The sequence below is a fragment of the Porphyromonas sp. oral taxon 278 str. W7784 genome, from assembly GCF_000467855.2.
Taxonomy (GTDB): Bacteria; Bacteroidota; Bacteroidia; order Bacteroidales; family Porphyromonadaceae; genus Porphyromonas.
Genome location: NZ_KI259221.1, coordinates 294,835 through 320,090 on the forward strand (window position 1 = coordinate 294,835; position 25,256 = coordinate 320,090).

The 25,256-nt window shown below is 56.1% G+C and carries 21 protein-coding genes; 19 read left to right on the top strand and 2 right to left on the bottom strand.

The window, feature by feature from the left end:
* Positions 1–28: 28 nt before the first annotated feature.
* Complete coding sequence (locus tag HMPREF1556_RS01190; RefSeq protein ID WP_021666352.1) at positions 29–1,450, top strand: Gfo/Idh/MocA family protein; 1,422 nt, start codon at positions 29–31, stop codon at positions 1,448–1,450.
* 73 nt (positions 1,451–1,523) lie between these two features.
* On the opposite strand, the gene HMPREF1556_RS01195 is transcribed toward HMPREF1556_RS01190, so the two are convergent.
* Entirely contained in the window at positions 1,524–1,865 is a 342-nt protein-coding gene (locus HMPREF1556_RS01195) for a DUF6122 family protein (RefSeq protein ID WP_021666353.1), read from the bottom strand.
* A 106-nt stretch (positions 1,866–1,971) separates the two neighbouring features.
* The gene (locus HMPREF1556_RS01200; RefSeq protein ID WP_021666354.1) at positions 1,972–3,780 is read right to left on the bottom strand and encodes a DUF349 domain-containing protein; all 1,809 of its coding nucleotides are present in this window, start codon (positions 3,778–3,780) and stop codon (positions 1,972–1,974) included.
* 533 nt (positions 3,781–4,313) lie between these two features.
* On the opposite strand from HMPREF1556_RS01200, the gene HMPREF1556_RS01205 reads away from it, so the two are divergent.
* From HMPREF1556_RS01205 to HMPREF1556_RS01290, 18 genes are all read left to right on the top strand, one after another.
* Positions 4,314–4,919, top strand: coding sequence for a DUF5063 domain-containing protein (locus tag HMPREF1556_RS01205; protein ID WP_021666356.1), 606 nt, complete (start codon positions 4,314–4,316; stop codon positions 4,917–4,919).
* Positions 4,846–5,613, top strand: coding sequence for a 3'-5' exonuclease (locus HMPREF1556_RS01210; RefSeq protein WP_232299020.1), 768 nt, complete (start codon positions 4,846–4,848; stop codon positions 5,611–5,613). The genes HMPREF1556_RS01205 and HMPREF1556_RS01210 overlap by 74 nt, the downstream gene beginning before the upstream one ends.
* Complete coding sequence (locus tag HMPREF1556_RS01215; protein ID WP_021666358.1) at positions 5,614–6,843, top strand: class I SAM-dependent rRNA methyltransferase; 1,230 nt, start codon at positions 5,614–5,616, stop codon at positions 6,841–6,843.
* 42 nt (positions 6,844–6,885) lie between these two features.
* Positions 6,886–7,539, top strand: coding sequence for a uracil phosphoribosyltransferase (gene upp, locus HMPREF1556_RS01220; RefSeq protein ID WP_021666359.1), 654 nt, complete (start codon positions 6,886–6,888; stop codon positions 7,537–7,539).
* The gene (locus tag HMPREF1556_RS01225) at positions 7,523–8,959 is read left to right on the top strand and encodes a hypothetical protein (protein WP_021666360.1); all 1,437 of its coding nucleotides are present in this window, start codon (positions 7,523–7,525) and stop codon (positions 8,957–8,959) included. Before upp ends, HMPREF1556_RS01225 begins: the two co-directional genes overlap by 17 nt.
* Entirely contained in the window at positions 8,943–10,184 is a 1,242-nt protein-coding gene (locus tag HMPREF1556_RS01230) for a GDSL-type esterase/lipase family protein (RefSeq protein ID WP_232299021.1), read from the top strand. Before HMPREF1556_RS01225 ends, HMPREF1556_RS01230 begins: the two co-directional genes overlap by 17 nt.
* Positions 10,185–10,199: 15 nt before the next feature.
* Positions 10,200–11,723, top strand: a complete 1,524-nt coding sequence (locus tag HMPREF1556_RS01235; RefSeq protein ID WP_021666362.1) for an MBOAT family protein — start codon at positions 10,200–10,202, stop codon at positions 11,721–11,723.
* A gap of 365 nt (positions 11,724–12,088) precedes the next feature.
* Positions 12,089–13,243 carry a hypothetical protein gene (locus tag HMPREF1556_RS01240; RefSeq protein WP_021666363.1) on the top strand — a complete coding sequence of 385 codons (1,155 nt, stop codon included), beginning with the start codon at positions 12,089–12,091 and terminating at the stop codon, positions 13,241–13,243.
* 6 nt (positions 13,244–13,249) lie between these two features.
* Complete coding sequence (locus HMPREF1556_RS01245) at positions 13,250–13,963, top strand: SAM-dependent methyltransferase (protein ID WP_021666364.1); 714 nt, start codon at positions 13,250–13,252, stop codon at positions 13,961–13,963.
* A 22-nt stretch (positions 13,964–13,985) separates the two neighbouring features.
* The gene (locus HMPREF1556_RS01250) at positions 13,986–15,398 is read left to right on the top strand and encodes an NOL1/NOP2/sun family protein (protein WP_021666365.1); all 1,413 of its coding nucleotides are present in this window, start codon (positions 13,986–13,988) and stop codon (positions 15,396–15,398) included.
* A gap of 5 nt (positions 15,399–15,403) precedes the next feature.
* Entirely contained in the window at positions 15,404–16,132 is a 729-nt protein-coding gene (locus HMPREF1556_RS01255; protein WP_021666366.1) for a tRNA1(Val) (adenine(37)-N6)-methyltransferase, read from the top strand.
* Positions 16,133–16,400: 268 nt separating this feature from the next.
* Positions 16,401–17,030 carry a DUF417 family protein gene (locus tag HMPREF1556_RS01260; protein WP_021666367.1) on the top strand — a complete coding sequence of 210 codons (630 nt, stop codon included), beginning with the start codon at positions 16,401–16,403 and terminating at the stop codon, positions 17,028–17,030.
* 239 nt (positions 17,031–17,269) lie between these two features.
* Positions 17,270–19,246, top strand: a complete 1,977-nt coding sequence (locus HMPREF1556_RS01265) for a glycogen debranching enzyme N-terminal domain-containing protein (protein WP_044125034.1) — start codon at positions 17,270–17,272, stop codon at positions 19,244–19,246.
* A complete protein-coding gene (locus tag HMPREF1556_RS01270) occupies positions 19,243–20,502 on the top strand; it encodes a glycosyltransferase family 4 protein (protein WP_021666370.1) in 1,260 nt (419 codons plus the stop codon). The genes HMPREF1556_RS01265 and HMPREF1556_RS01270 overlap by 4 nt, the downstream gene beginning before the upstream one ends.
* 27 nt (positions 20,503–20,529) lie before the next feature.
* The gene (locus HMPREF1556_RS01275) at positions 20,530–21,816 is read left to right on the top strand and encodes a glycoside hydrolase family 57 protein (protein WP_021666371.1); all 1,287 of its coding nucleotides are present in this window, start codon (positions 20,530–20,532) and stop codon (positions 21,814–21,816) included.
* A gap of 32 nt (positions 21,817–21,848) precedes the next feature.
* Positions 21,849–22,499 carry a pyridoxamine 5'-phosphate oxidase gene (gene pdxH, locus HMPREF1556_RS01280; protein WP_021666372.1) on the top strand — a complete coding sequence of 217 codons (651 nt, stop codon included), beginning with the start codon at positions 21,849–21,851 and terminating at the stop codon, positions 22,497–22,499.
* A gap of 14 nt (positions 22,500–22,513) precedes the next feature.
* The gene (locus HMPREF1556_RS01285; protein ID WP_021666373.1) at positions 22,514–23,443 is read left to right on the top strand and encodes a tyrosine-type recombinase/integrase; all 930 of its coding nucleotides are present in this window, start codon (positions 22,514–22,516) and stop codon (positions 23,441–23,443) included.
* A 36-nt stretch (positions 23,444–23,479) separates the two neighbouring features.
* Entirely contained in the window at positions 23,480–25,060 is a 1,581-nt protein-coding gene (locus HMPREF1556_RS01290; protein WP_157047499.1) for a lamin tail domain-containing protein, read from the top strand.
* Positions 25,061–25,256 lie beyond the last annotated feature (196 nt).

Sequence of the window (25,256 nt, forward strand, 5' to 3'; positions counted from 1 at the left end):
CATATTCTCTCAATTTACTAACATACTAATGAAGAAGATCAAGCAAGTAGCCTCCCTCGTCCTTGCCACCCTTCTCTCTGTAGGGGCAGTGAGTGCCCAAGGGAAGGCTAAGAGCAAGCAGTCAGCTAAGAGCTACCTCATCGAAACTCCGATCCCCAAGCGTCCCGCAGGACAGCGTGACGTCCTAGGGCTCCGTCAAGCCCCGATGCCTGTAGTGCGTGTGGGTTTCATCGGTCTTGGGATGCGTGGTCCCAGTGCTGTAGAGCGCTTCACCCACCTAGAGGGGATAGAGATCAAGGCCCTCTGTGACCTCCACCCTGATCGTGTAGAGAAGACCCAGGAGATCCTCACCCGTAGGGGCCTGCCCAAGGCTGCAGAATACAGCGGTAGTGAGGAAGCATGGAAGGAGCTCTGTGACCGCCCTGATATCGACCTCGTCTATATCGTCTCCGACTGGGTACGCCATGCTCCGATGATGATCTACGCTATGGAGAAGGGCAAGCACGTAGCTTGTGAAGTCCCCGCTGTGACCAGCCTCAAGGAAGCATGGGATGTCATCAACACCGCCGAGCGCACCCAGCGTCACTGCATGATGCTCGAGAACTGTGTGTATGACTTCTTCGAACTCACGACGCTCAACATGGCACAGCAGGGCCTCTTCGGCGAGGTGCTTAGTGCCAAGGGTGCGTATATCCACAATCTAGAGCCCTTCTGGAGAGCCTACGAAGGGGACTGGCGCCTGCAGTACAACCTCAAGCATCGTGGTGATGTCTACGCCACCCACGGCCTTGGTCCCGCCTGCTGGGCGCTCAATATCCATCGTGGCGACCGCATGGAGTACCTCACCTCTATGGATGTACCTGCTACCTCCCTCCCCCGCTTCCTGGCCCGTGAGCGTGGTATGACTAACCCCGAGGTCAAGAACGGTGAGATGACGCAGACCCTCATCAAGACCGCTAAGGGTAAGACCATATACCTCGAGCACAACGTGACCTCCTATCGCCCCTACGATCGTATGTATCAGATCATCGGGACGGATGGCTTCGCTAACAAGTACCCCGTCGAAGGCTATGCGCTCCGCCCTACGGAGCAGAATAAGCAGGCTGTGCCCAATCATGAGGACCTCAAGAGCCATGACTTCGTCAGCGAGAAGACGATGAAGCAGCTCATGGAGAAGTACGAACATCCCATCCAGAAGGAGATCGCAGAGAAGGCCAAGCAGGTCGGTGGTCACGGCGGGATGGACTTCATCATGGACTACCGTCTGATCTACTGCCTACGCAATGGACTTCCTCTCGATATGGACGTCTATGACCTAGCCGAATGGTCTACGATCGGTGATCTGACCCGCATCTCTCTGGAGCATAATTCCGCTCCCGTGGCTGTACCCGACTTCACCCGTGGAGCCTGGAAGCGCCTCCCAGGACTGCAGCTACACTTCGCTAAGTAGTCACCCTATATAGTAAGCCCCAGCAAGTACCTCATCGAGGTCACTTGTCGGGGCTTGCTGTATCCTGTCGGGATCAATGAGGCCAGAGGTAGAAGTCCTGCCAGTCGGTGATGATGTGGAGCACCAGTCCCACGGCGACAACCCGTATCCACCACGGCCAGCCGAGCCGTCTATAGGGGAGGAAGAGCAGGATGACATAGACGACGATCATCGGGTACGAATGCAGGAGGTGCGTACCCACGCTACATCTATTGGGATCGAAGATGGGACGGGCTAGGAGATGATCCACATCGATCGCCATCGTAGCCAGAAGCAAGAGGTAGACCGTGAGCCATCGTCGCTTCGGCCAGAGGAGGGCGATCAGGATCGGGAAGAGGAAGTGTAGTCCATAGTGGACGAGCGTACGTAGGAGCATAGGGCTAGGGTACGTAGGGGGACAGGGATAGATAGACACCTCCCCAAGACAAGCCCCATGAGGGCGTATCTTGGGGAGGTGTAAAGGTAGAGATCGAAGGAGTGTACTACTCGGTGACTTCGCTCTGTCGTTCCTTCTCGACCAGCAGAGCTAGCTTCTGCTCGACCAGATGAATATCAGCGATGAGGGCATCACGCTTACGCTCGATCTCGGAGAGGAGCGAAGAGCCAGACTTACTGCTTACGTTGAGGCGAGTCAGATTGCTCTCATAGGTCTGGAGCTCGCCACGTAGACGATCCAGATGGCGCTGCATACGTGCATGCTCCGTCTGGAGCGTGCTCCCCTTCCCCTCGAGGTTGTCTAGGGATGCGCTGTAGCCCGATAGACGGCGTTCCTCACGGTGCCGGCGTAGCTTGCCGTGGAGGGCGTCGAGTAGCTCTCGGTAGGCTGCGTTGATGGCTTCACGCTCCTTGTAGGGGACAGCGCCAGCCTCCTTCCATCGCTCGTTGTAGCTATTGAGTAGCTCACGGAGGTTCTCTGGCTCTTCACCCTCGTTGATAGCGGTGAGTTCACGGATGATCTCCCGCTTGACGGCGAGATTCTTGCGAGCCTCACTATAGCTCTTGTCCTTGCGGGGTGCTTCCTTCTTCTTGCGCTCGAAGAAATGGTCGAAGCTCGCACGGAACTCTTCCCAGATCTTCTGACTATACTTCTGCGAGACAGAGCCCAGCTCTTGCCACTCCTTCTGGAGGGCCTTTAGGGCTTCGGTGGTCTCTTCCCATGCGGTGCTGTCCTTGAGAGCGGCGGCACGCTCGATGAGTTCACGCTTCTTCTTCAGGATCTCCTCATTATGCTCGTGGTTGGCCTTGAAGAACTCATTGCGACGGCGGAAGAAGGCATCGATGCCGGCACGGAATCGTTGGTAGATCGACTCGTTGTCCTTGCGGGGGGCTCGGCCGATCTTACGCCACTCCTCCTGCAGGGATTTGATCTGCTCGACTGCCTTATTGAAGGCCGAGTGCGAGGAGAGCGGTGCTGAGGAGAGGAGTTCTTCTACCTGGAGGCAGAGGCGCTCCTTAGCCTGGAGGTTCTCTTCCTCTGATGCCTTACGCAGATCATGGAACTCTTGGTGACGCTTATGCAGAGCAGTAGAGAGCTGCTTGAACTCCCCATTGATCTCAGCACGAAGCTCCTTGGAGACGGGACCGAGCTCATGCCACTGGGCGGTGAGCTCCTGTAGACGGCGGTAGGCAGCGATCGTGTCCTTGACCTCGTCTAGCTGACGAAGCTCCTCGAGGATGGCCTGCTTTGCGTCGAGGTTCTTCTTGAAGTCGAGCTGACGCAGGTCATCATTGATGGCCTTGAGATCGTAGAACTGATCACGGAGCTCATAGAAATGCTTATTGAGGACAGCAGCATCCTTGGGATCGAGCTGCCCGAGGGCATTCCACTCGTCACGGATGGCGGTAAATGTAGCGTAGAGGCTCCCGAACTCAGCACCCTCTTCGTTGCTCTTGAAGAGCTCTTCGAAGCGCTGTAGGAGGGCTTCCTTCTTCACCTTATTCTCTGCATAGAGTTGCTCTAGGGCTTCCTGACGCTTCTTGTCATGCTCACGGAAGGTAGAGAGCAGACCTTCGAGTCGCAATTCTTGCACTTCGAAGGCTTCGTTCCCCGCCTTATCGGTAGGGTCTAGTCGCTCACGACGTCGGATGAATTGACCACGGATACTCTCGACGAGCTTGCGCTCGGGTAGTTCTTCTTGCTGGAGGAGTACAGCCAGGTGATCGACCAGCTCTTGGGCGCTCATCGTCTGGTAGGCAGGGGTCTGGTCGGGGGCTGTAGCCGCGTCTTGTGCTGCGGGGGCAGTAGGGTCAAGCTGTGCTTGGTCTGGTGTCTGAAGGAGTTCCATAGTCATTACTCTTCGTTTTATTTAATGCTATCGCATCCCTCTTGCTTATTCGAGGGAAGCGACACGAACACTTCCCCAAGCTACAATTGGGATTAAAATCTTGCTCACTACAAAGCTAAACATTTTTTTCCTTTTACACATCACCTCCCGAAGGTCTTCTATCTCTGATCAAGACGGAGATCTGAGCTGGATAGGAGCATCCCAGGGAGCACCCCGTAGGAGCGTAGGCTACCCTAGGGCTTAGCCCCTAGGAATATAGGCAGGAAGACCCTGGACATAGAGCCCCCATGAAGCACCCCATACATGGGGTCCTCGACCGACCCATGCATGGGTCACCGAAGGGAGGCATGAATGGGTCACCCGAGCGACCCATGAATGGGTAACTAGCTACGGGCGTAGGAGTGCCGTAGGTCTCCCGATGAGAGAGGCCCATCATGGAGGCATCTTCACCAGCGATCATCGCCTAGGGACGGAGCGGGAAGGAGAGAATTACCACCGAGGAAGGCTATTCGTAGAATAAACGGTATTTTTGCACCAATATGGAATCAAATGGAAGAGAGGAAGAATCCCTCTACACGAAAGAGATACTGGAGTTTGCAGCCATAGGTGTGCAGTGCGCCTCCCTCATGGAGCAAGCTCGAGACAAGGCGGAGTTCGTCGAGCAGACCACGAAGCTCTTGCCCCAGCTCTATCTGGTGACACTGCGCCTACCTGCTTACTTCTATAGTCCCGAATCTGACTACATCGAAGAGCACATCACCGAAGAAGCCTATGAGATCGTACGTCAGCGCCTCGCTTCGCTCCTAGGCGAAGAGGACGCCTATCTCTCGGCTCAGTCTCAGGAGATGGCCTACAGCGATACACCCATCGCTGCCTTCATCTCCGAAGGGCTAGCAGACGTCTACCAGCATGTGGGGAATCTCCTGGGGATCCTGAGGGACCAGAATGAGGAAGCACTGCTCCCCGCCGTGGGACGCTGCCGCTACTACTTCTTCGAGTACTGGGGGCAGACCCTCCTAGAGTCCCTCACAGCCCTACACCATATCTATACACTCCAGCTACAAGCACAAGATGACGACGAAGACGAGCACCAGACCTTCGAAGAAGAAGGAGACGAAGACAGCACGTACGAAGGCATCTATTGAGCCTCAGGTAGCTCCTCAGAGGTCGAAGCCCGAGGGGAAGCCCGCTCCACGAAGAGCCACGAAGCAGGAGGCCTTCACCCCCATCTATAGCTACCCACCCTCGATCACCGAGGACGAACTCATGGCTCTACCCTTGGCTCACTGTCCCGTGCCTATCACGGTCATCGAGACCAAGGAAGAAGCCCGTCGCATAGCGATGCGCCTCAAGCGAGCAGGACGCCTAGGCATAGATACCGAGACCCGCCCAAGCTTCACCGCTGGCCTTCGCTACGAAGTATCCCTCCTACAGATAGCCACGGAGGACGAGTGCTACCTCTTCCGCCTCAATAAGATCGGCCTACCTAAGAGCCTCCTCCATCTCCTCGAAGACCCCTCGATCCTCAAGGTAGGTCTGAGCCTGAGGGACGACATCACGGCCCTCTGCAGGCGCACCTCCTTCACCCCCAACTCCTTCGTAGAGCTACAGAAGCTCTGTGGAGGCTATGGTATCCGAGAGCTAGGTCTGCAGAAGATCTACGCCATCCTCTTCGCTGAGCGCATGAGCAAGGCACAGCGGATGAGCAACTGGGAGGATGCACAGCTCAGCCCGGCACAGGCTCACTATGCGGCCCTCGACGCTTGGGCTTCGCTCCGTATCTACAATACATTGATGTCCACCCCCACCCCACCGCCCACCCAATTTGCACTGATCTAGATGCACTATCCTACCCTACGTCTCCTCCCCCGCAAGGAGGAATCTATCCTTCGCCTCCACCCCTGGGTATTCTCCGGGGCTATAGCTTCGTACTCTGAGCCCGTCACTGACGGCTCCCTGGTCACCGTCCTCGACAGCAAGGGCAAGCCCCTAGGTACGGGACATTTCGGTGGGGGGAGTATAGCCGTACGCCTGCTTAGCTTCTCGGGCGAAGAGATCATAGACAGGGAGTTCTACAAGGCTCGCCTACAGGCCGCCCTCCGACTCCGACTAGACTGCGGACTCGTTCGTCCTGATGGGAGCTGTGACCGCCCCAATGACACCTACCGCCTCGTCCATGGTGAGGGGGATGGTCTGCCTGGCTTGGTCATCGACATCTACGATCGTACCGCCGTCCTACAGGCGCATAGCATGGGGATGCACGAGGCTCGTATGATGATCGCCGAGGCTCTACAGGAGGTCTATGAGGAGGCTGGAGATCCCGTCGCCCCACTCGCTGGTATCTACTACAAGTCGGAGTCGACACTCCCCACCCGAGATATGCGAGAGCTGGCCTCCGACGGCTTCCTCCTAGGGCACACCGAGGCTACTCCTATCTGGGAGAATGGGCTACGCTTCATCCCCGACTGGCTCAAGGGACAGAAGACGGGCTTCTTCATCGACCAGCGAGAGAATAGAGAGCTCGTAGGTCAGTATGCCCAGGGATGCACCGTGCTCAATGCCTTCTGCTATACAGGGGGCTTCTCCATCTACGCCCTTGGGGCAGGAGCTAAGCGTGTCGATTCGCTCGACAGCTCCTCCAAGGCGATGTACCTCACCGAGCGCCATGTCGCTCTGAACTTCGGCGAAGATTGCCCCCGCCATCGCTCTGTGACGGAGGATGCCTTCGACTACCTAGAGCAGATGCCTCAGGGCCAGTATGACCTGATCATCCTCGATCCCCCAGCCTTCGCCAAGCATCGTAAGGTGCTACGCAATGCGCTCATGGGCTACCGTAAGATCAACGGTATAGCGATCAAGAAGGCTGCCCCAGGGAGTATCATCTTCACCTTCAGTTGCTCCCAAGCGGTGTCGAAGGAAGAATTCCGCCTAGCGGTCTTCACCGCAGCGGCCAGCTCTGGACGACGTGTGCGTATCCTCCACCAGCTGACACAGCCCGTCGATCATCCCATCAATATCTACCATCCCGAGGGAGAGTATCTCAAAGGGCTCGTCCTCTACGTTGAATAGCTGGGCTTACCCTCATTCATCCTCTCCAAGCCCGATCCTAGAATGAAAGTCAATCACCTCATAGAGGAGAACTCCCTCCTCTGCCACTTCGTCGCCGAGATGCGCGACATACATACCCAGACCGATGCGATGCGCTTCCGTCGCAATGTAGAGCGTGTCGGTGAGATCATGGCCTATGAGCTGAGTAAGAAGCTCAACTATACCTCCCGCCAGGTGCAGACACCCCTCGGCGTCGCCGAGTGTACTCAGGTCTCAGACCAGATCGTCATCGGTACGATCCTGCGTGCAGGGCTCACGCTACATCAGGGCTTCCTCAACTACTTCGACAAGGCTGAGAATGCCTTCGTCTCCGCCTATCGGAAGTACAAGGACCGTCTGAACTTCGATATCTTCATCGAGTATATCGCTTCGCCCTCTCTCGAGGGGAAGACCCTCCTACTCGTCGACCCTATGCTCGCCACAGGGAGCTCCATGGAGCTGGCCTACCATGCGCTGCTGACCAAGGGTAAGCCGAGTGAAGTTCATCTGGTCTCGATCATCGCTAGTCAGCAGGCTGTAGAGACCCTCTCGGCCTCCTTCCCCGAAGACAATGTCACGCTCTGGGTCGCAGCTATCGACCCCGTCCTCGATGAGCATGCCTATATCGTCCCAGGCCTAGGGGACGCTGGTGACCTAGCGTATGGAGAGAAGCTCTAAAGAACCAGATTACCTTCTCCGCTTTTGGCTCCTTGCCCTAGTCTCCACCCTAGGGCTTCTTCTCCTCTACTTCCTCCCATCCAATATCTTCGGCTGGGAGCCTAACAAGGTAGACCTCCTCTCCGACCTACGGCACGAGGAGGTAGACTCGGCTCTACTCAAGCCCGAAGATCCGCTAGCACTCAGCCAGCAGGCACGGAGCGATGACAAGGTGGTACGCCGGCGGGAGGAGATCTATCGTCGGCTCGAGGAGCAGTCCAAGCAGGAGCAAGAGGCCTCAGGCACCCTGCCTGCTGATCTAGACTCTACAGTGAGCCCGATCAGTCGCCTAGCAGACATGAGCCCCCGGCATGACGGCATGCAGCACTTCTTCGCTCAGCTCCGTCAGCGCAGTCGCCTAGGGCGCCCCGTGCGTATCGCCGTCCTTGGGGACTCCTTCATCGAGGGGGATATCTTCACCGGTAGTCTACGTAGCCAGCTACAGGCACGCTATGGAGGTGCTGGCGTGGGCTGGATGCCACTGACCTCAGAGACGGCAGGCTTCCGCCGGACGATCCGTCATGAGTTCAAGGGCTGGCGGGAATACAATCAGCTCCGCACCAAGGGGCGCTACCCCCTGCCTAGCCACTACTATACCGGATCGGAGGGCGACTGGGTGCGCTATACCCTCCCCAAGGGTAGCCAGCCCTGCACCGAGGCGATCCTCTACTATCAATCCCCACAAGGCACTTCCCTCTCGGTCTCTATCGACGGAGGAGAGCCCACGATGATTGATCTGCCCGAGAGCGAATCACTCTCGGCCTACAAGCTCAATAGCAGTGCCTTCAGCTCCATTCGCTTTAGCCTCGCCTCTGGGGCATCAGGCTTCGTCTGCTATGGGGTAGGTCTCGACGGAGCTTCGGGGATCAGTGTAGACAACTTCTCTACACGAGGCAACTCTGGCCTCACCCTTCGCTCGCTTGACAGCGAACTCAACAAAGCCTTCTGCTCTGCACGCCCCTACGACCTCATCATCCTGCAGTATGGGCTGAACACGATCTCACAGAAGCAGCTCGACTACTCGCACTACATCAAGCAGTTCGGTGGCGCTATCGATCACCTCAGAGCCTCTATAGGCTCTACGGAGTGCCTTCTCCTAGGGGTCTCAGACCGTGGGACGAAGTCCAACGGAGCGGTCGTCACCATGCCTGCTGTCCGAGCCCTAGAGCAGGGACAGATCCGACTTGCTGCAGAGAAGGGTCTGGTCTTCTGGAGTACCCGAGAGGCGGTCGTCCGCCTTGGGGGCATCGGGGCGCTCGCCTCACGAGGCTGGGCAGCTAAAGACTATACCCACCTCTCTCACCGAGGGGGGCAAGAGTTGGCTCGCCAATTCTTAGATGCCTTCTTCCTCGAGGAAAAGTACTATGATGCGATTAAGTAGACTCAGCGGGCTACTCATGCTCTCGCTCCTCCTACTAGGTATGGAGCCTCTCGGCGCTAGTGGACCCGTACCCGATAATGATCCGAACTGGTATGCTCCCACGGGCTACTTCTCTAGCCTTACAGCCCGGCTCAAGTCAGCCTCCAAGGAGGGTCATACCGTGTCGATCGTACAGCTGGGCGATAGCCACATCCAGGCCGGATATACGACAGCTCCCCTCAGACGTAGCCTACAGAGCACCTACGGGAATGCGGGCAGAGGCTGGATCGGATGGTATTCGCTCTATGGCTCCAATGCCCCAAAGGACTATCGTGTGACCTCAGCTAGCTTCGGCTGGCAACGAGAGCTCATACTCCGCCCCGAAGGGACACACCCCATGGGGGTGGGAGGCTACGTCCTCTCCACCCGTCCCTCGAGTAGCTTCTCCATCGGAGTATCGTCTCAGATGAGCCCCTTCCGTCAGATGCTCCTTCTACGTACAGCTTCTTCGCACCCGCTGGGAGCCTTCCCGGTAGCTCAGCTCGCTCGTGGTCGCTTCTCTACCGGTGCCTATGTCGTCGATACCCTCAGCTGGAGTACTCCCTTCAGCGAGGTGACGCTGAGCCCGATCATGGACGAAGGTGACGAATCGGTCTACGCAGGCTGTGTCCTCCTCTCGGGCAAGGGTGGCGCCCTCGTACATGATATCGGGATCAATGGAGCTGCCTACCGGCACTATGCCCTAGAAGAATATGTAGAGCAACTGGCCCTCCTCGAGCCAGAGCTCCTCATCATCTCTATGGGGACGAACGACTGCTACAGCCGTGGCTTCCAGATGGAGACCTTCACCGAGAGCCTCGATACGATGATGGCGCTGATCAAGGCCATCCTCCCTCGTACGAAGGTGCTCCTGACGACTCCTCCACCCAGCTTCTTCCGTCAGGCAAGTACGCACTACGTCACTACGGGGAAGAAGCGCCGTAAGCATCGCAAGAAGGTGACGACGATATCCTACCAGTTCAACGAGCATGCTCGCCACCTCTCGGCCGAGATCATGCGCCGAGCCAGGACCTATGATGTCGCTGCCTTCGACCTCTTCACAGCTATGGGGGGCGAACAAGGGATCTCCTCTTGGATCGCCGATGGACTGATGGCTGGCGACCGAGTACACTACAGCCGTGACGGCTATGAGCGTCAAGGGCTACTCATCACAGATGCCCTACAGAGAGCTTTGGCTTCTCGCTAATCGATTGACCGACGAATGACCTTCTTTGATACAATTGACTGGGGAAGACTCCCCGATGTCTTGCGCTTCGAGCGGGAGAGTCCGATGATCTTCTCTTCGGGGCTCTTTCTCTTCTGCGCCCTCCTCTTCCTACCACTCTACATGCTCCTGAGGCGGACTACGACGCTCAGGATCATCTATGTCTCGATCTTCTCGCTCTTCTTCTACTACGAGAGCAGTGGGGAGTACGTCCTGATCCTGCTCTTCGCTGCGACGATGGACTTCTTCATCGGTCGGGCGATCGGTCGAAGTGAGGACGAGGTCTACCGCAAGCGTCTTCTCCTCACCAGCATCTGCGTCAACATCGGGATGCTCTCCTACTTCAAGTACTTCTACTTCCTACTTGACCTGGGGCAAATGCTTCTAGCTTCCCTTGGGATAGCTACCGAGCCAGCGATCCCATTGGAGGCACGGGACTACTTCATCCCAGCGGGTATATCCTTCTATACCTTCCAGACGCTGAGCTATACGGCGGACATCTACAGACGAGAGATCACTCCGCTGAAGCGATGGATTGATTACCTCTTCTACCTGTCGTTCTTCCCGCAGCTGGTAGCTGGACCTATTGTCCGAGCTAAGGACTTCATCCCGCAGATCTACCGCCGTCCCCAGCTCCTCAAGGCGGAGTACGGCGAAGCACTGACGCTGATCCTGAGCGGGCTGGTGAAGAAGGCGATCATCGGAGACTTCATCGGGGCGAACCTCGTGGATTTGATCTTCGCCGAACCGACACGCTTCACGGGGCTGGAGAATCTATTTGCCGTCTACGGCTATGCGATGCAGATCTACTGCGACTTCTCAGGTTATTCGGATATGGCCATTGGGATCGCTCTGCTTCTCGGCTTCCGGTTCAACATCAACTTCGATTCCCCATACCAATCGGGGAATATCACGGAGTTCTGGCGTCGCTGGCACATCTCCCTCTCCACTTGGCTTCGAGACTATCTCTACATACCTCTGGGGGGAAATAGAAAGGGGCAGATACGCACCTATGTCAACCTCCTGGTGACGATGCTCCTCGGCGGGCTGTGGCATGGTGCTGCCATGCGCTTCATCTTATGGGGGGCGATCCACGGGGTAGCTCTAGCGCTCCACAAGCTCTACATGCAGATCTTCGACGCCCTCGGTTGGCGCAGGAAGAAGCCCTTCAAGATCCAGCGCTTCCTCGGGCAAATTATCACCTTCCATCTAGTTTGTTTCGCTTGGATCTTCTTCCGTGCTGACTCGATGGAGACGGCACTGTCGGTGATCACACAGATCTCAGACCACTTCGCCCCCGAGGTCTTCTTTCAGTTTGTCGTCGGATACAAGAATGTCCTTCTCTTGCTCCTACTAGGCTACCTCCTGCACTTCACCTCTAAGAAGCAGGAACTCCGCTTCCGTAGTTGGCTCACCGACCTACCCTTCATCGGACAAGTCTGTCTCTTCATCGTGACGGTCTTCCTGCTCATCCAGATACGAAGCGCCGACGCTCAGCCCTTCATCTACTTCAACTTCTAGTCCCCACTCCCCCATGTATAAGTAGCAGCGCTGGAGCCGTAGTTGGCTCCAGCGCTGCTGCTTATGTATGGGATCACCTTCCCCAAGCGATATGTATCATCACCCCATACATGGGACCTGTAAGTGACCCATACATGGGACCTGTAAGTGACCCATTCATGGGTCGGTTAGGTACCCCATTCATGGGTCACCTCGGCGACCCATGAATGGGTAGTATACGGGAGCTATGAATGGGAGTAAGGAAAGATATAGATGGGGGGAGACCTTAGAGGGTAGACCTTCGGCGCCGTAGAGGGCAGGAGGAAATCTCCCTCTGCGGATGGTGAAGGTGAACCAGCTCTCGCCGTAAGGTGTTGTAAGGGTGCATGATTAAGACCATTCGATCCCTTTATCACAAGACGAAGCCCCTATCTTCTCTTGACCTACCTCTTCCGACAGAGCTCTTCACTTTCCCGCTGGGGTTAACGTTTGCGTTGCTCTTCTCTCCACTTACTGCTTGGGTAGGTGTAGCAGGGACGCTGGCGCTCTGTGTGGCGGGGCTCTTCGCTCTAGGAGGACTTTCGGCCAATAGATCGATCATGCACCGCTCGCTCTTTGTGCTCGGGCTCTGGGGAGTGCTTCTACTCTTCGCCTCCGAGACACTCATCGGCCATCCGCTCGGCGTGCAGTCCCTCCTGCTGATATCTTATCTCGTGAGCAGCATCGTGGTAGCCCTCTATCGCTTCGTCGATGCTCGAAGGGAGCATCCGAAGCAATGCCTCTGCATCCGTGGACGTATCTTGAGAGCCGAACGCCTGCGCTTCGAGCGTATCCTTGTGGTCTTCTCCTTCATCGCTCTTATCTTCATCGGGCTTTGCACGATGCTTTGCCCCGTGCATTGGCGTATACTGCTCTATGCCGCATCGGCCTTCGTCGTCGTCTTCACTTGGTCGGTCTACGCCGTAGAATGTGCACATCTCGTCTGGGTAAAGAAGCGTCTGGAGCGTGAAGTATGGATCCCCGTGCTCAATGATCAGCAGCAGCCCGTCGGACGTGTACCCATGACGACGCCAGAGCCCAGCGAAGGGCGCCTGCCGGTAGTACGTCTGATCGCTACTTCTCGGGATATGATCTATCTGGAGCAAGCGCATGAAGCTCGCCTTCCTCAGACAGCAGGCTACGATACGCCCTTCGTAGCTTGGCTGACCGAAGGCTACCGCCCTGACCAAGTAGCTCAAGAACTCATCGACCTACGCTTCTGCGGTATCCGACGTGCTAGGCCTCGCTTCCTCCTTCACTATCATGAGACGATAGCAGGTCAAGATCTAAGCGTCTATCTCTTCGCTGTCGACATCGCCGATCCTAGTCAACTGCTCGTCGACTGTCTCCCCATCAAGGGACGATGGTGGCCGATCGAGCATCTGGCATCCGAGCTAGAGACCGGCGCCTTTGCACGCTACCTCATCGCCGAATATCCTTATCTGGAGCAGACGATTCTGCTAGCGCACCGCCTTCGCTCCACTTCTTCCTCTCATCCCTAAGACCTTATGAATACGCCCCAAGGGAAGCTTTACCTCATCCCTGTACCTATAGCGGAGGTCGAGCACAGCCAGTGTCTGCCCGAGCTGAATAGAGCCCTCCTGCCCACTATCCGTCACTTCATCGTCGAGAATGTCCGTTCTGCTCGACGCTTCCTCAAAGCTGCAGACCGAAGTGTCAATATCGACGCCTTAACCTTCTACGAGCTCAATAAGCATACTCCTGAAGGCAGTATCGAGGGCTTCCTCACCCCCATTGCTTCGGGCGAAGATATCGGGATCATCTCTGAGGCTGGTTGCCCCGCTGTAGCAGATCCTGGAGCGGATGTCGTAGCGATCGCTCAGCGCAAAGGGATAGAAGTGATCCCGCTGGTAGGCCCTAGTTCGATCCTGCTTGCCTTGATGGGCTCGGGCTTCAATGGGCAGGGCTTTGCCTTCTCAGGCTATCTTCCGATCGAAGATGCTAAGCGTCAGCAGGCGATGAAAGAGCTGGAGCACCGTGTTCGCTCTCGTGGTGAGACGCAGATCTTCATCGAGACGCCCTACCGCAACGTGCAACTCGTCGAGCAACTCATTCGACACTGCTCGCCAGATCTTAAGCTTTGCATCGCCTCGGGGCTAACCTCCGAGCATGCTATCCTTCAGACGAAGAAGCTTTCTGCTTGGCGGGGACACATCCCTGATATTCACAAGGTGCCAACGATCTTCCTCCTTGGTCACTAACTAGAGAAGCCTCCGAGAGACTATGCCACTCACTACGCCACTACCTACAGGCTTCATCCAGCAGATCCATGAGCTCCTCCCCGAGGAAGCTCCTGCACTTCTCCGTGCCCTTGACGAAGAACCCTCGGTATCTATCCGCCTCAATGCTCGCAAGACTGAAGGAATCGACCTCCCCCTAGCCCTAGGAGACGCCGTCCCTTGGGCTGGTCCCTTGGGCTACTACCTGGATCAGCGTCCTTCCTTCACCGCAGATCCGCTTTGGCATGCAGGCTTTTACTACGTACAGGAAGCTTCTTCGATGCTCCTCAGCCTGGTGAAGCCCCTCTTAGGTGAGGAACCTCTTACAGCTTTAGACCTTTGTGCGGCCCCAGGTGGCAAGAGTACCCTGCTCCTTGATCTGCTACCCGAGGGAAGTGTACTGGTAAGCAACGAGCTCATACGCTCTAGGGCACAGATCCTCGCCGAGAACATCCAGAAGTGGGGATCTACACAGTCGATCGTTACTTCTACAGAGCCCCGAGTGCTGGGCAAGCTCCGCACAACCTTTGACTTCATACTTGTCGACGCTCCTTGCTCTGGTGAAGGGATGCTCCGCAAGGATGAAGAAGCTCGCCGTCAATGGTCTCCCGGCCTCGTAGTCCAGTGTGCCCGTCAGCAACGGGAGATCCTCGAGGACATTTGGCCTGCACTTCGTCCCGGAGGTATCTTGATTTATAGTACGTGTACTTTCAATCGGGATGAGGACGAAGCTATGGTCGGCTACCTCGTCGAAGAGTTCGGCGCAGAGCCACTGGCCTTACCCGACTGCCCTAATGAAATCATCCCCTCCACGCTAAGCCCTTATCCTTGCTATCGTATGATGCCTCACCGAGTGCGAGGTGAAGGTCTCTTCCTCGCCGTCCTACGTAAGTCCGAGGACGAAGCACCTGCGAAGGTGAAGCCTTCTAAAGGAAAAGGCCGGGGAAGTATCAAAGTTCCCGCAGAAGTCCTCGCTTGGATCGCCGAAAATCTTCGCCAAGACCTCGTGCTTCAACAGGTAGGAGACGACCAATTAGTCGCTTATTCGCCGTCGGTCTTGTCGCTGGTCGAACAGCTACAGGCGCTGAAGGTCCCCATCCTTACTTCGGGGATACCGCTGGCAGAAGTAAAGGGCAAGAATTATCTCCCGCCCCCCGCCTTGGCACTGAGCTTGGCGCTGGCCGAAGAAGCCTTCCCTCGGGTAGAAGTTACTCAAGAGACGGCGATACGTTATTTGGCTCGTGAAGCGATCATCCTTCCCGAAGCGACGCCCCGAGGGTTTGTTCTGATCTGTTATCAAGGACAAGCGCTGGGCTTCGTCAAGAACCTCGGCAACCGATCCAATAATCTCTATCCGCAGGCTTGGCGCATTCGCCATCCAGAGTTGGTGCTGGCCTCGCTGGCCGAAGGGAAGTAAGCGCCATGCCTTCAGCCTTCTTCCTCCAGCGCTTCAAGATCACCCAGGAGCGAGTAGCGCAGCGTGTCGGGACAGATGCCCTTCTCCTCGGCGCTTGGTCCTTCAGTCATCCCTTGCCCAAGAAGGCGCGTCTCCTTGATGTAGGGACGGGAACGGGCATAGTTGCTCTGATGCTGGCCCAACGTTTCCCAGAATCCTCCGTCGAAGCATGGGAAATGGAAGCAGAAGCCCTTCTAGATGCCGAAGAGAATTTCCGCACTTCGCCCTTCGCCTCTCGCCTCAAGCTCCGAGCGCAGAACTATATGGAGGCGCTTGCAAGCGAAGAAGCACCCTTCGACCTGATTATTTCCAATCCGCCCTACTATACGGAGGGCATTCTCCCCGAAGATCATCGCCTTAGCCTTGCCCGTCATGTGGCGGAAGGGTTGTCGCCGACGACGCTTCTTCGCACGGCAGCATCGCTCCTCACAACCCAAGGTGCTCTGGTGCTCATCACGCCAAGCACTTCGCTTGATCAGTTACGTCGGGAGGCCGTCGAAGCAGGTTGGCGTCTGGCCGAACTAGTCACCGTCTTCTCCAAACCCCACCAAGAAGTGCGGGTACTCACTCTTTGGTGCCGCCTCTCTTCAAGTTCGGATTACATCCCGACGAAGACCTCGACCCTAATTCTCCAAGATGCCGACGGCACTCCCTCTACCGCCTACCGAACGTGGGTAAAAGACTTCCTCCTCTAAAGGGGAAGTAGCCCCCTCCATCCCCCCCCTCCCTTCATTCCCATTCATAGCTCCCGTATACTACCCATTCATGGGTCGCCGAGGTGACCCATGAATGGGGTACCTAACCGACCCATGAATGGGTCACTTACAGGTCCCATGCATGGGGAGGGGTTAGAGCCACTGCAGAGGGGAGCCTATATGAAGAGCTGTGAACCTTTGCAAAACACCTCGGGTTGTAAGGCAAACAACTCACTTATTCATCAACCTAACAACTAACTCTGATAAGATGCAGAAAGCATTCATCTCATTCCTCGAGTGCGCCAGCAACCTCGGCAGCCTCGGACGCAAACTCATCCGTGTAGCGATCCTGATCATCTTCGTTTGGATCGGTGGCTTGAAGTTCGCCAACTACGAAGCCAACGGGATCATCCCCTTCGTGGCCAATAGCCCGCTGATGAGCTTCTTCCTCAAGGACGCCAATAATAAGGTGACCAACGACGAAGGTAAGACCGTCAAGGAGTACACCCTCAACAAGGTACCCGAAGGACAGTACAATCAAGCGAAGCACGATTGGCATGTCGAGAACCGCACCTACCTCTTCTCCCACGGCCTAGGTATTCTGATCATGACCATCGGTATCTTGGTCTTCCTCGGGCTCTTCTCGCCCTACCTCGGCATCGTAGGCGAACTTCTCTGCATCATCATGACCATCGGGACGCTGAGCTTCCTCATCACCACGCCCGAAACGTGGGTACACGCTTCGCCAGAAGCCTTGGCTGCCGGCGAATGGGCCGATGGCTTCCCCTTCCTCTCCGGTGCTGGTCGCCTCGTCATCAAGGATACTGCGATCCTTGCCGGCGCTGTCGTCCTGCTCTCCGAATCTGCATCGAAGATCCTCGCACGCCTGAAGAAGTAAGCCTTCTTCCTGCAGTCCAAGGGATCTTCCTTATATCTTGAGAAGCGAGTCTGAGCCTCTGAGCGCTCAGACTCGCTTCTCTTTTTCCCCCCACAGCAGGATTCGCCTCGGAGAAGAGCAGGCTCAAGCTTGACGGGGATGATGCTTATTCGTATCTTAGCTGAAGAATTTAGAAAACCTCCTACACAGTCCGCTCTCCGAGCCTTCTGATGGAGTCCACCTCATAAGCGAAATCTAGCATGAGTTACCTCAAGTTCGACCGAAGGCTGATGGCTAATCTCGATGAGTCCACACAACGAGAATACATCCGCACGAATCGTAAGGGCGCTTATTCTTGTTCGAGTATTGTCGGCTGCAATACCCGCAAGTACCACGGCCTCCTCGTCATCCCCGTGCCCACCCTCAGTGCTAATAACCACGTCCTCCTCTCTAGCCTTGATCTGACCATCATCCAGCATGGCGTCCCCTTCAACGTCGGGATACACGAATATGAAGGCGACGTCTTCAGCCCCAAAGGCCACAAGTACATCCGAGAGTATAATGTCGACGTCGTATCCTCTACGACCTACCGCGTCGGTGGCGTGATCCTCGAGAAGCAATTCCTCTTCTGCCACTACACCAATAGAGCTATCACCCGCTACACCTTACTCGAAGCACACAGCCGGACGACACTACGTCTGTCGCCTTTCCTAGCCTTCCGTGACGTGAAGATGCTCACCCATCGCAACGATCAGATCAATGGCGACTACGGCGTCGCACGTTCAGGCGTGACCTTCTGCCTCTACCCCGGCTACCCCACCCTATATCTTCAGGTCTCCAAGGAACATGAATTCGTCTCCGATCCCCATTGGAACGAGAAGAATGAATATATCAAGGAGCGGGAACGTGGCTACGAATACACCGAAGATCTCTATGTCCCCGGCTACTTCGACGTAGATATCGAGGTAGGCGAATCAGTGTACTTCTCCGCAGGTATCGAAGAGGCCGATCCCGCTTCTCTTGCACAGCTCTTCGACGAAGAAGTAGCCATGCGTATCACCAAGGACGACTTCCGAAGCTGTCTGCTGAATGCAGCGCTCCAATTCTATTACCGCCCCGACGCCACCCACGGCTACCTGCTGGCGGGATATCCTTGGTTCGGAGTGCGAGCTCGAGATCTCTTCATCGCCCTCCCCGGCTGTACCATCTACGCCGATGCGCCCGAGCGCTTCTACCGTATCATGGATACCGTCCTACCCGAAGTGCGGGCCTTCATGAATCAAATAAGTCTCTCCACTGAAATCCGTGATATAAACGAAGGCGACGTAGGTCTCTGGGCGATCTGGGCGCTACAAGAATACGCCCGCTGGTCGACTCCCGCCGACATGGTCAGTAGATATGGTGACTTCCTCAACGAACTCATCCACTACTACCTCAAGAACATTCACCCCAACCTCCGCATTGACCACACAGGGCTCTGCTACATCACCGGAGACGGGAAGCCTCTATCCTGGATGGATGCCAAGATCAACGGCCAGGCAGTCATCCCGAGAGAAGGCTACCTCGTCGAAGTCAATGCCCTCTGGTATAATGCTCTTTGCTTCTACAGAGAAGTGATGCCCAGCCAGTGGACGGAGGAGATGGAGTCGCTCCTGCAGCTCGTCGAGAAGAGCTTCTGCAATATCTTCATCAACGAGCATGGCTACCTCTTCGACTATGTCAACCCACATAGCACCCGACGTGACTGGAGCGTGCGGCCGAACATGATCTTCGCCACCTCGCTTCCCTATTCACCCCTTCCCAAGTCTACCCGTCGCTCCGTCATCGAGATCATCACTCGTGAGCTCCGTACTCCTAAGGGTCTACGCTCCCTTAGTCCTAAGAGCGACGGCTACCAGCCCCAATGTCACGGGACGCAGCTACAGCGTGAGCGAGCTTATTATAATGGCTCCGTCTGGCCTTGGCTTCTCGGCCCTTACTTCGAAGCTTGTCTCAAGCTCTACGGACGTAGCGCCATCTCCTTCATCGAACGTACCCTGATCGGTATGGAAGAGGAACTGCAACAGCATGGTGTAGGTACCATCAGTGAACTCTTCGATGGGAATCCTCCCTTCAAGGGTCGTGGTGCGATCTCCTTCGCTATGAGCGTCGGGGAGATCCTCCGATCGCTGGAGCTTCTCAAGGTGGCAAAAAGCAAGTATGATACACAAACCCTTCCCATAATTAGATACGAATGAAAGCACTCATGTTTGGGTGGGAGTTCCCCCCCCACATTCTTGGAGGTCTAGGTACAGCTAGCTATGGCCTGACTAAGGGGATGGCAGCTCAGGGAGATATGGAGACGACCTTCGTCATCCCCCGACCCTCAGGGGACGAGGATACGAGCTTCCTCCGTATCATAGGAGCAGGAGATACCCCCGTAGTCTACCGTGATGTGAACTATGACTATGTGCGTGACCGCCTCGCTGGGAAGATGACTCCCGAGCTGTACTACCATCTGAGGGATCATATCTATGCTGACTTCTCCCACATGAGGACGAATGACCTCGGATGTTTTGAGTTCTCAGGGAAGTATCTCGACAACCTCCTCGAGGAAATCAATAACTATTCGATCGTCGCAGGGGTAATCGCTCGGTCAGAGACCTTCGATATCATCCACTCCCATGACTGGCTGACTTACCCCGCAGGTATTCATGCCAAGCAAGTCACAGGGAAGCCTCTGGTCGTGCACGTCCATGCTACGGACTTTGACCGTAGCCGCGGGAATGTCAATCCTACCGTCTTCGGTATCGAGATGGATGGGATGAACCACGCAGACCATATCATCACCGTAAGTGACTTGACCCGTCGGACAGTGATCGAGAAGTATCATCAGGATCCTGCGAAGGTCACGACGGTACATAATGCCGTCACTCCGCTTGCTCCCTCTATCCTTGCTCTCCCCGATCGTCGTGGGGTGAAGGACAAGGTAGTCACCTTCCTCGGGCGTATCACCATGCAGAAGGGCTGTGAGTACTTCGTCGAAGCTGCTGCTAAAGTACTTGAGCGCACCAAGGGCGTACGCTTCATCATGGCCGGTAGTGGAGATATGATGGACGCAATGATCCGCCTTGCCGCCGAGCGCAATATCTCCGACCGCTTCCACTTCACAGGCTTTATGAAGGGACAGCAAGTCTACGAAGTCTTCAAGGCCAGCGATGTCTATGTGATGCCTTCCGTCTCAGAGCCCTTTGGTATCTCTCCCCTCGAAGCGATGCAGTGTGGAGTCCCCTCCATCATCTCCTACCAGTCGGGCTGTGCCGAGATCCTCAACTATGCCGTCAAGGTCGACTATTGGGATATCGACGCCATGGCCGATGCGATCTATGCACTGATCACCTATCCCGAGATGCACGCCTTCCTCAAGGAAGAAGGTCTGCGTGAAGTCAATAGCATCACCTGGGAAGCTGCAGGGCGTAAGGTCCGAGCTATCTATGATCGCTATGTCCGCTAATCACTACTCTACTATACGCAAGATATTATGAAAAAGATCTGTCTCTGCTTCCAGATTCACCAGCCTTATCGTCTCCGTCGATATCGCTTCTTCGATATAGGGAACTCCCACTACTATACCGATGACTACCTCAACGAGGAGGTCTTCGAGCGCATCGCTGATACCTGCTACATCCCAGCCAATAGGATGCTCCTAGAGCTCCTGAAGGCCTACCCAGACTTCTCCGTCAGCTTCTCTATCTCGGGGCTCGCTATCGAGCAGATGGAGTACTATAAGCCTGAGCTTATCGAAAGCTTCAAGGAGCTTGTTGCTACAGGGCGTGTAGAGCTGATCGCTGAGCCCTATGCGCACTCCCTCTCCTCGCTGTTTGACCCAGTAGAGTTCCGCAGTCAGGTACGTATGCAGCAGGCTAAGCTCCGTGAGCTCTTCGGAGTGGAGCGCTCACGTGTCCTCTGCAATACCGAACTGATCTACTCCGATGAGATCGCCTCTGAGATCGCAGCCATGGGCTACGAGGGGATCATCACCGAGGGGGCAAAGCACGTCCTTGGGTGGAAGAGCCCTAACTACCTCTACGAAGCTGTCTCTGCCCCCAAGACCAAGCTACTCCTCCGCAATGCTCAGCTCTCAGAGCTCGTCACCAACCACTTCTCTGACTACGGATCACCCGAGTATCCCGTCACCGCCGACAAGCTCCTTGGGCGAGTCAAGTGGCTACCTGAAGGAGAGGACTTCACCCTGCTGTACATGAACTATGAAGTGCTAGGCTCTATGAATAGGCCTGAGACGGGTATCTTCGAGTTCTTCAAGGCGCTTCCTCTTCTGGCACCAAGCTATGATGTGAGCTTCACTACTCCCTCTGGCCTTCTCGATGAGCACAAGAGTGTCGCTCCCCTCTCTGTAGCCTATCCCATCAGCTGGGCTGGCGAAGAGAAGAGCACCAACGAATGGACTGGGAACATCCTACAGCAGGGAGCCATCGAGAAGCTCCGTCTATGGGGTGAGCGTGTGCATGCGCTTGATGATCGCCGCCTACTCCAGGATTGGCTCTACCTGCAGAGTGCTGACCACTTCTACTATATGAACACCATCAACTGGGGAGGCCATCCCTTCAGCCCCTACACCTCGCCCTACGATGCATTCAACAACTACATGAATGTCTTGAGTGACCTACTTCTCCGAGTCGAAGAGCAGGCACCTAGTAGCATCGAGACTGAGGAGCTCAACTCCTACCAACAGACCATCCATGCTCAGGATGAGCGCATAGCCCTCCTAGAGCAAGAACTATCCAAGCTGAAAGCGGCGAAGGGGTAATCTACTCCCCTTCGCTCTAAATACCTATCCCTATGTCTAAGGATCTCCATCTGGAGAATATACGGCGAGAGTATTCCTCGAGGAGCTTGAGCCGAAAGGATCTACCCAAGGATCCTATAGATCTAGCTAGCTCCTGGATCGACCAAGCCATCGCTGCTCAGGTCAACGAGCCGACAGCCGTCATCGTCGGGACTGCTACACCCGAGGGACACCCCAGCATGCGTACAGTCCTCCTGAAGGAAGTACTGGAGGGGAAGTTCGTCTTCTACTCCAACTACGATAGCCGTAAGGGGAGACAGATCGCAGCGAATCCCCATGTAGCACTGACCTTCCTCTGGCACGAACTAGAGCGTCAGATCCATGTCGAGGGGACGATCAAGCACCTGTCCCCCGAGGAGAGTGATGCCTACTTCGCCATGCGTCCCTACAAGAGTCGTGTAGGAGCGCGTATCTCGCCACAGAGCCAGCCCATCCCATCACGTGAGTACATCATGATGCGCTTTGCCGCCGAGAGCCTACGCTTCGTCGGGAGAGAAGTGCCTCGCCCAGACAACTGGGGAGGCTTCGCTGTGACGCCCTCACGGATAGAGTTCTGGCAGGGGCGAGATAGCCGTCTGCATGACCGCTTCCTCTACGAGCTCCAGGAGGATGGCTCATGGAGCATCCACCGCTTAGCCCCCTAAGTCTAGAGAGGTCGATGTCCGAGCACTCCAACTACCTTCAGACCTTCCTCGACTACCTGAGCTATGAGGCGGATGCTTCACCTCTGACGGTCAGCACCTACCAAGCGGATCTACAGAGCTACTTAGCCTATGTCGAGGAGCGTCTGGGCGAAGCCTTCGTCCCCTCGGAGGGAGATCTTGACCTCGTCCGTGGGTGGCTCTCCCATAAGATGGATCAGGGAGTCAAGGCCTCTACCGTAGGGAGGTGCCTGACCTCGCTCAAGAGCTACTACCGCTATCTGCTGAAGACCGAGCGCATCAAGACCAATCCTATCCAGGCACTACGCCCTCCGAAGGCAGCTAAGCCCCTCCCTGTCTACGTCCCTACGGAGGAGATGGACCAGATGTTGAGCCCCGAGATCGATGAGCATGACTGGCGGGCGGTACGTGACCGCCTCATCCTCGTGATGCTCTACGAGTGCGGGCTACGACGCTCCGAGCTTGCGGGGCTCAAGGAGCAAGCAGTCGACACCCAAGCACGCCAACTCAAAGTCCTCGGTAAAGGGCGGAAAGAGCGCATCGTCCCCTTTGGCGAAGGGCTGGCCTCTTCGATCGAAGCCTGGCGCCATCTACGCACCTCGGTCTTCGGCCTTACCGAGAGCTTCCTCGTCAATACTGAGGGCAAAGCCATGACTCCTCAGGCGGTCTATGCCGTCGCTCACGAAGCACTATCTGCGGTGCCTAACCTCGCTCGGCGTGGGGCTCACGTCCTTCGCCACACCTTCGCCACCGATATGCTCAACTCGGGAGCTGACCTGATGCTTCTCAAGGAGCTCCTCGGGCACAACTCGGTCTCTACCACTGTACGCTACACACACACTTCCTTCGAGCAGCTGAAGAAACTCTACGCCGCCCATCCTCGAGCAGCACACACCCCTCGAGCAGAGGATACGGGCGACGACTGATCCCCCCTTGCCCCAAGGATGCTCACCAAACGCTCTATGATCTCCTTGCGCACCTTCGTCCTCTCCCTCTTTTTCCTTAGTCTACATATCCCCGCCTTACTCCGAGCCCAATCCTGGCAAGCCGACTTCTCTTCGGAGGGGACACCTTCTAAAGAAGTATGGCGCTACGACCGCTCCTACTTCGTCATGCACGAGGGCTGGCTCCAGCTTCAGGCTCCCGAACCTGAGACTTCAGACCAAGCGACCATCATGACGAACGTCCACCTACCCACTTCGCCCGTATGGACTGGGCGTGTACGTCTGGATCTAGAGCCCACAAGTCGTAACTACAGCTATATCCTTCTGTCCGTGAGCAAGGTAATCGACGCCCAGACCTTCGAATACGTAGCTCTGGACTTCGGGGGCTACCGTAGGGGTTGCCTAGCACTCATCCGGATCGTACTCACCCGCCACCCTTCGCCCACCCATCCTCAGATCACCTACCGCTCCCCCAGCTCTATCCTCATCTCAAGCAAGGAAGTCCTCTCCCAAGGGCACACCTACGACTATAGGGTCAGCTATAGCCCATCCTCGGGCTGGGAACTAGCACTAAGGGACGTGACCCGTGGGGGAAAGTTTGAGTCCGTGGGCACGAATGAGGCCTTCCTCCCTGAGCTCGTACGTAAGAATACCTTCGGGCTGAGCTGCACCTTCACCATGCGTCATACCAAGGACTGGGCCTTCAGGGATATCAGGATCTACCCAGCAGGCGAAGGGACTCCGGACGAGGGCGAAGCGCCCCAGCCTCCCCACGATCCCAATGAGGGAGATCAGTCAGGCCCCACCCTCCTGCTCTCCGAGGTCATGCCCCACCCCAAGACCAAGAGCCCCGAATACATCGAGCTATATAATGTAGCCGATACGGACTGTGAACTATCGGACTTCCTCCTTGCCGTCGGCCGTGATGAGCAATCCTACCGTACCATTGCCCTCCCTCAGAAGACTATCTCGGCAAAGAGCTACATCGTCATCACCAAAGATCCCGATGCACTTGCCTCGACCTACCCTCAAGCCCCTCGAGAGAAGTTCGTCCAAGCCCCTCTTCCCCGCCTGCTAAATAAGTCTGGCCTCATAGCGCTCGTCAAGGGAGAAGACCAGGTCATCGACCTCCTCCACTACAGCGAGGCTCTCCTTCCTCGTGGGCTGAAGACCAAGGCGGGAGTTGCCCTAGAGCGAAGGGATTACACGAAGGTCAAAGAAGAAAGCAACTGGAAGGCCTCCTCTGCTTCCTCAGGCTATGCTACCCCAGGGATGCCCAACTCTCTAGAGAGCTCTTCGGATACCTCCACTTCGGACAAAGGTGAGCGTACTACCCTAGCCGACCTACTCCAGGCACTCGAAGCTTCTCCCCAGGCTACCTGTTCCTTCGGCGTATACACGATGACAGGGATGCTCCTTGCCCGAGGTAACTCCCTAGCGAAGGACTCCTGGCTGATGAACCTACGCACGGCACCTCTCGAATCGCTACGTCTCCTCGTTCGCTCAGTCTCCGGTCCCTTCATCCTGCACGTGACTCTGCACCCCAAAGACGGGGAGAAGATCGAGAGAAGTCTAGTCTTCCGTCTTCCTCCGAACTAGCCTCTTCCTTCACTCTTCCCTCCTACCCCCTTTCTTCTCAGTGAAAGGTAGGCTCATCGACAGCCCTCCTTATCCCCCAAAAACAACCCTACGGTAGGTCGCCGAAAAACCTACAGTAGGTTTTGAAGACGACCTACCGTAGGTCGCAAGAGCGACCCACAGTAGGTCGTTTTTTATCCCCTCTGAAGGGCATCCA

Excerpts from the sequence above, each read along its gene's own strand:
- HMPREF1556_RS01275 (WP_021666371.1), top strand. The coding sequence starts at position 20,530 with ATGAAAAAGATCTGTCTCTGCTTCCAGATTCACCAGCCTTATCGTCTC.
- HMPREF1556_RS01265 (WP_044125034.1), top strand. The coding sequence starts at position 17,270 with ATGAGTTACCTCAAGTTCGACCGAAGGCTGATGGCTAATCTCGATGAG.
- HMPREF1556_RS01225 (WP_021666360.1), top strand. The coding sequence starts at position 7,523 with ATGGAGAGAAGCTCTAAAGAACCAGATTACCTTCTCCGCTTTTGGCTC.
- HMPREF1556_RS01245 (WP_021666364.1), top strand. The coding sequence starts at position 13,250 with ATGAATACGCCCCAAGGGAAGCTTTACCTCATCCCTGTACCTATAGCG.
- HMPREF1556_RS01215 (WP_021666358.1), top strand. The coding sequence starts at position 5,614 with ATGCACTATCCTACCCTACGTCTCCTCCCCCGCAAGGAGGAATCTATC.
- HMPREF1556_RS01270 (WP_021666370.1), top strand. The coding sequence starts at position 19,243 with ATGAAAGCACTCATGTTTGGGTGGGAGTTCCCCCCCCACATTCTTGGA.
- HMPREF1556_RS01200 (WP_021666354.1), bottom strand. The coding sequence starts at position 3,780 with ATGACTATGGAACTCCTTCAGACACCAGACCAAGCACAGCTTGACCCT.
- HMPREF1556_RS01230 (WP_232299021.1), top strand. The coding sequence starts at position 8,943 with ATGATGCGATTAAGTAGACTCAGCGGGCTACTCATGCTCTCGCTCCTC.
- HMPREF1556_RS01195 (WP_021666353.1), bottom strand. The coding sequence starts at position 1,865 with ATGCTCCTACGTACGCTCGTCCACTATGGACTACACTTCCTCTTCCCG.
- HMPREF1556_RS01260 (WP_021666367.1), top strand. The coding sequence starts at position 16,401 with ATGCAGAAAGCATTCATCTCATTCCTCGAGTGCGCCAGCAACCTCGGC.
- HMPREF1556_RS01250 (WP_021666365.1), top strand. The coding sequence starts at position 13,986 with ATGCCACTCACTACGCCACTACCTACAGGCTTCATCCAGCAGATCCAT.
- pdxH (WP_021666372.1), top strand. The coding sequence starts at position 21,849 with ATGTCTAAGGATCTCCATCTGGAGAATATACGGCGAGAGTATTCCTCG.
- HMPREF1556_RS01205 (WP_021666356.1), top strand. The coding sequence starts at position 4,314 with ATGGAATCAAATGGAAGAGAGGAAGAATCCCTCTACACGAAAGAGATA.
- upp (WP_021666359.1), top strand. The coding sequence starts at position 6,886 with ATGAAAGTCAATCACCTCATAGAGGAGAACTCCCTCCTCTGCCACTTC.
- HMPREF1556_RS01235 (WP_021666362.1), top strand. The coding sequence starts at position 10,200 with ATGACCTTCTTTGATACAATTGACTGGGGAAGACTCCCCGATGTCTTG.
- HMPREF1556_RS01255 (WP_021666366.1), top strand. The coding sequence starts at position 15,404 with ATGCCTTCAGCCTTCTTCCTCCAGCGCTTCAAGATCACCCAGGAGCGA.
- HMPREF1556_RS01290 (WP_157047499.1), top strand. The coding sequence starts at position 23,480 with ATGATCTCCTTGCGCACCTTCGTCCTCTCCCTCTTTTTCCTTAGTCTA.
- HMPREF1556_RS01240 (WP_021666363.1), top strand. The coding sequence starts at position 12,089 with ATGATTAAGACCATTCGATCCCTTTATCACAAGACGAAGCCCCTATCT.
- HMPREF1556_RS01190 (WP_021666352.1), top strand. The coding sequence starts at position 29 with ATGAAGAAGATCAAGCAAGTAGCCTCCCTCGTCCTTGCCACCCTTCTC.
- HMPREF1556_RS01285 (WP_021666373.1), top strand. The coding sequence starts at position 22,514 with ATGTCCGAGCACTCCAACTACCTTCAGACCTTCCTCGACTACCTGAGC.
- HMPREF1556_RS01210 (WP_232299020.1), top strand. The coding sequence starts at position 4,846 with ATGACGACGAAGACGAGCACCAGACCTTCGAAGAAGAAGGAGACGAAG.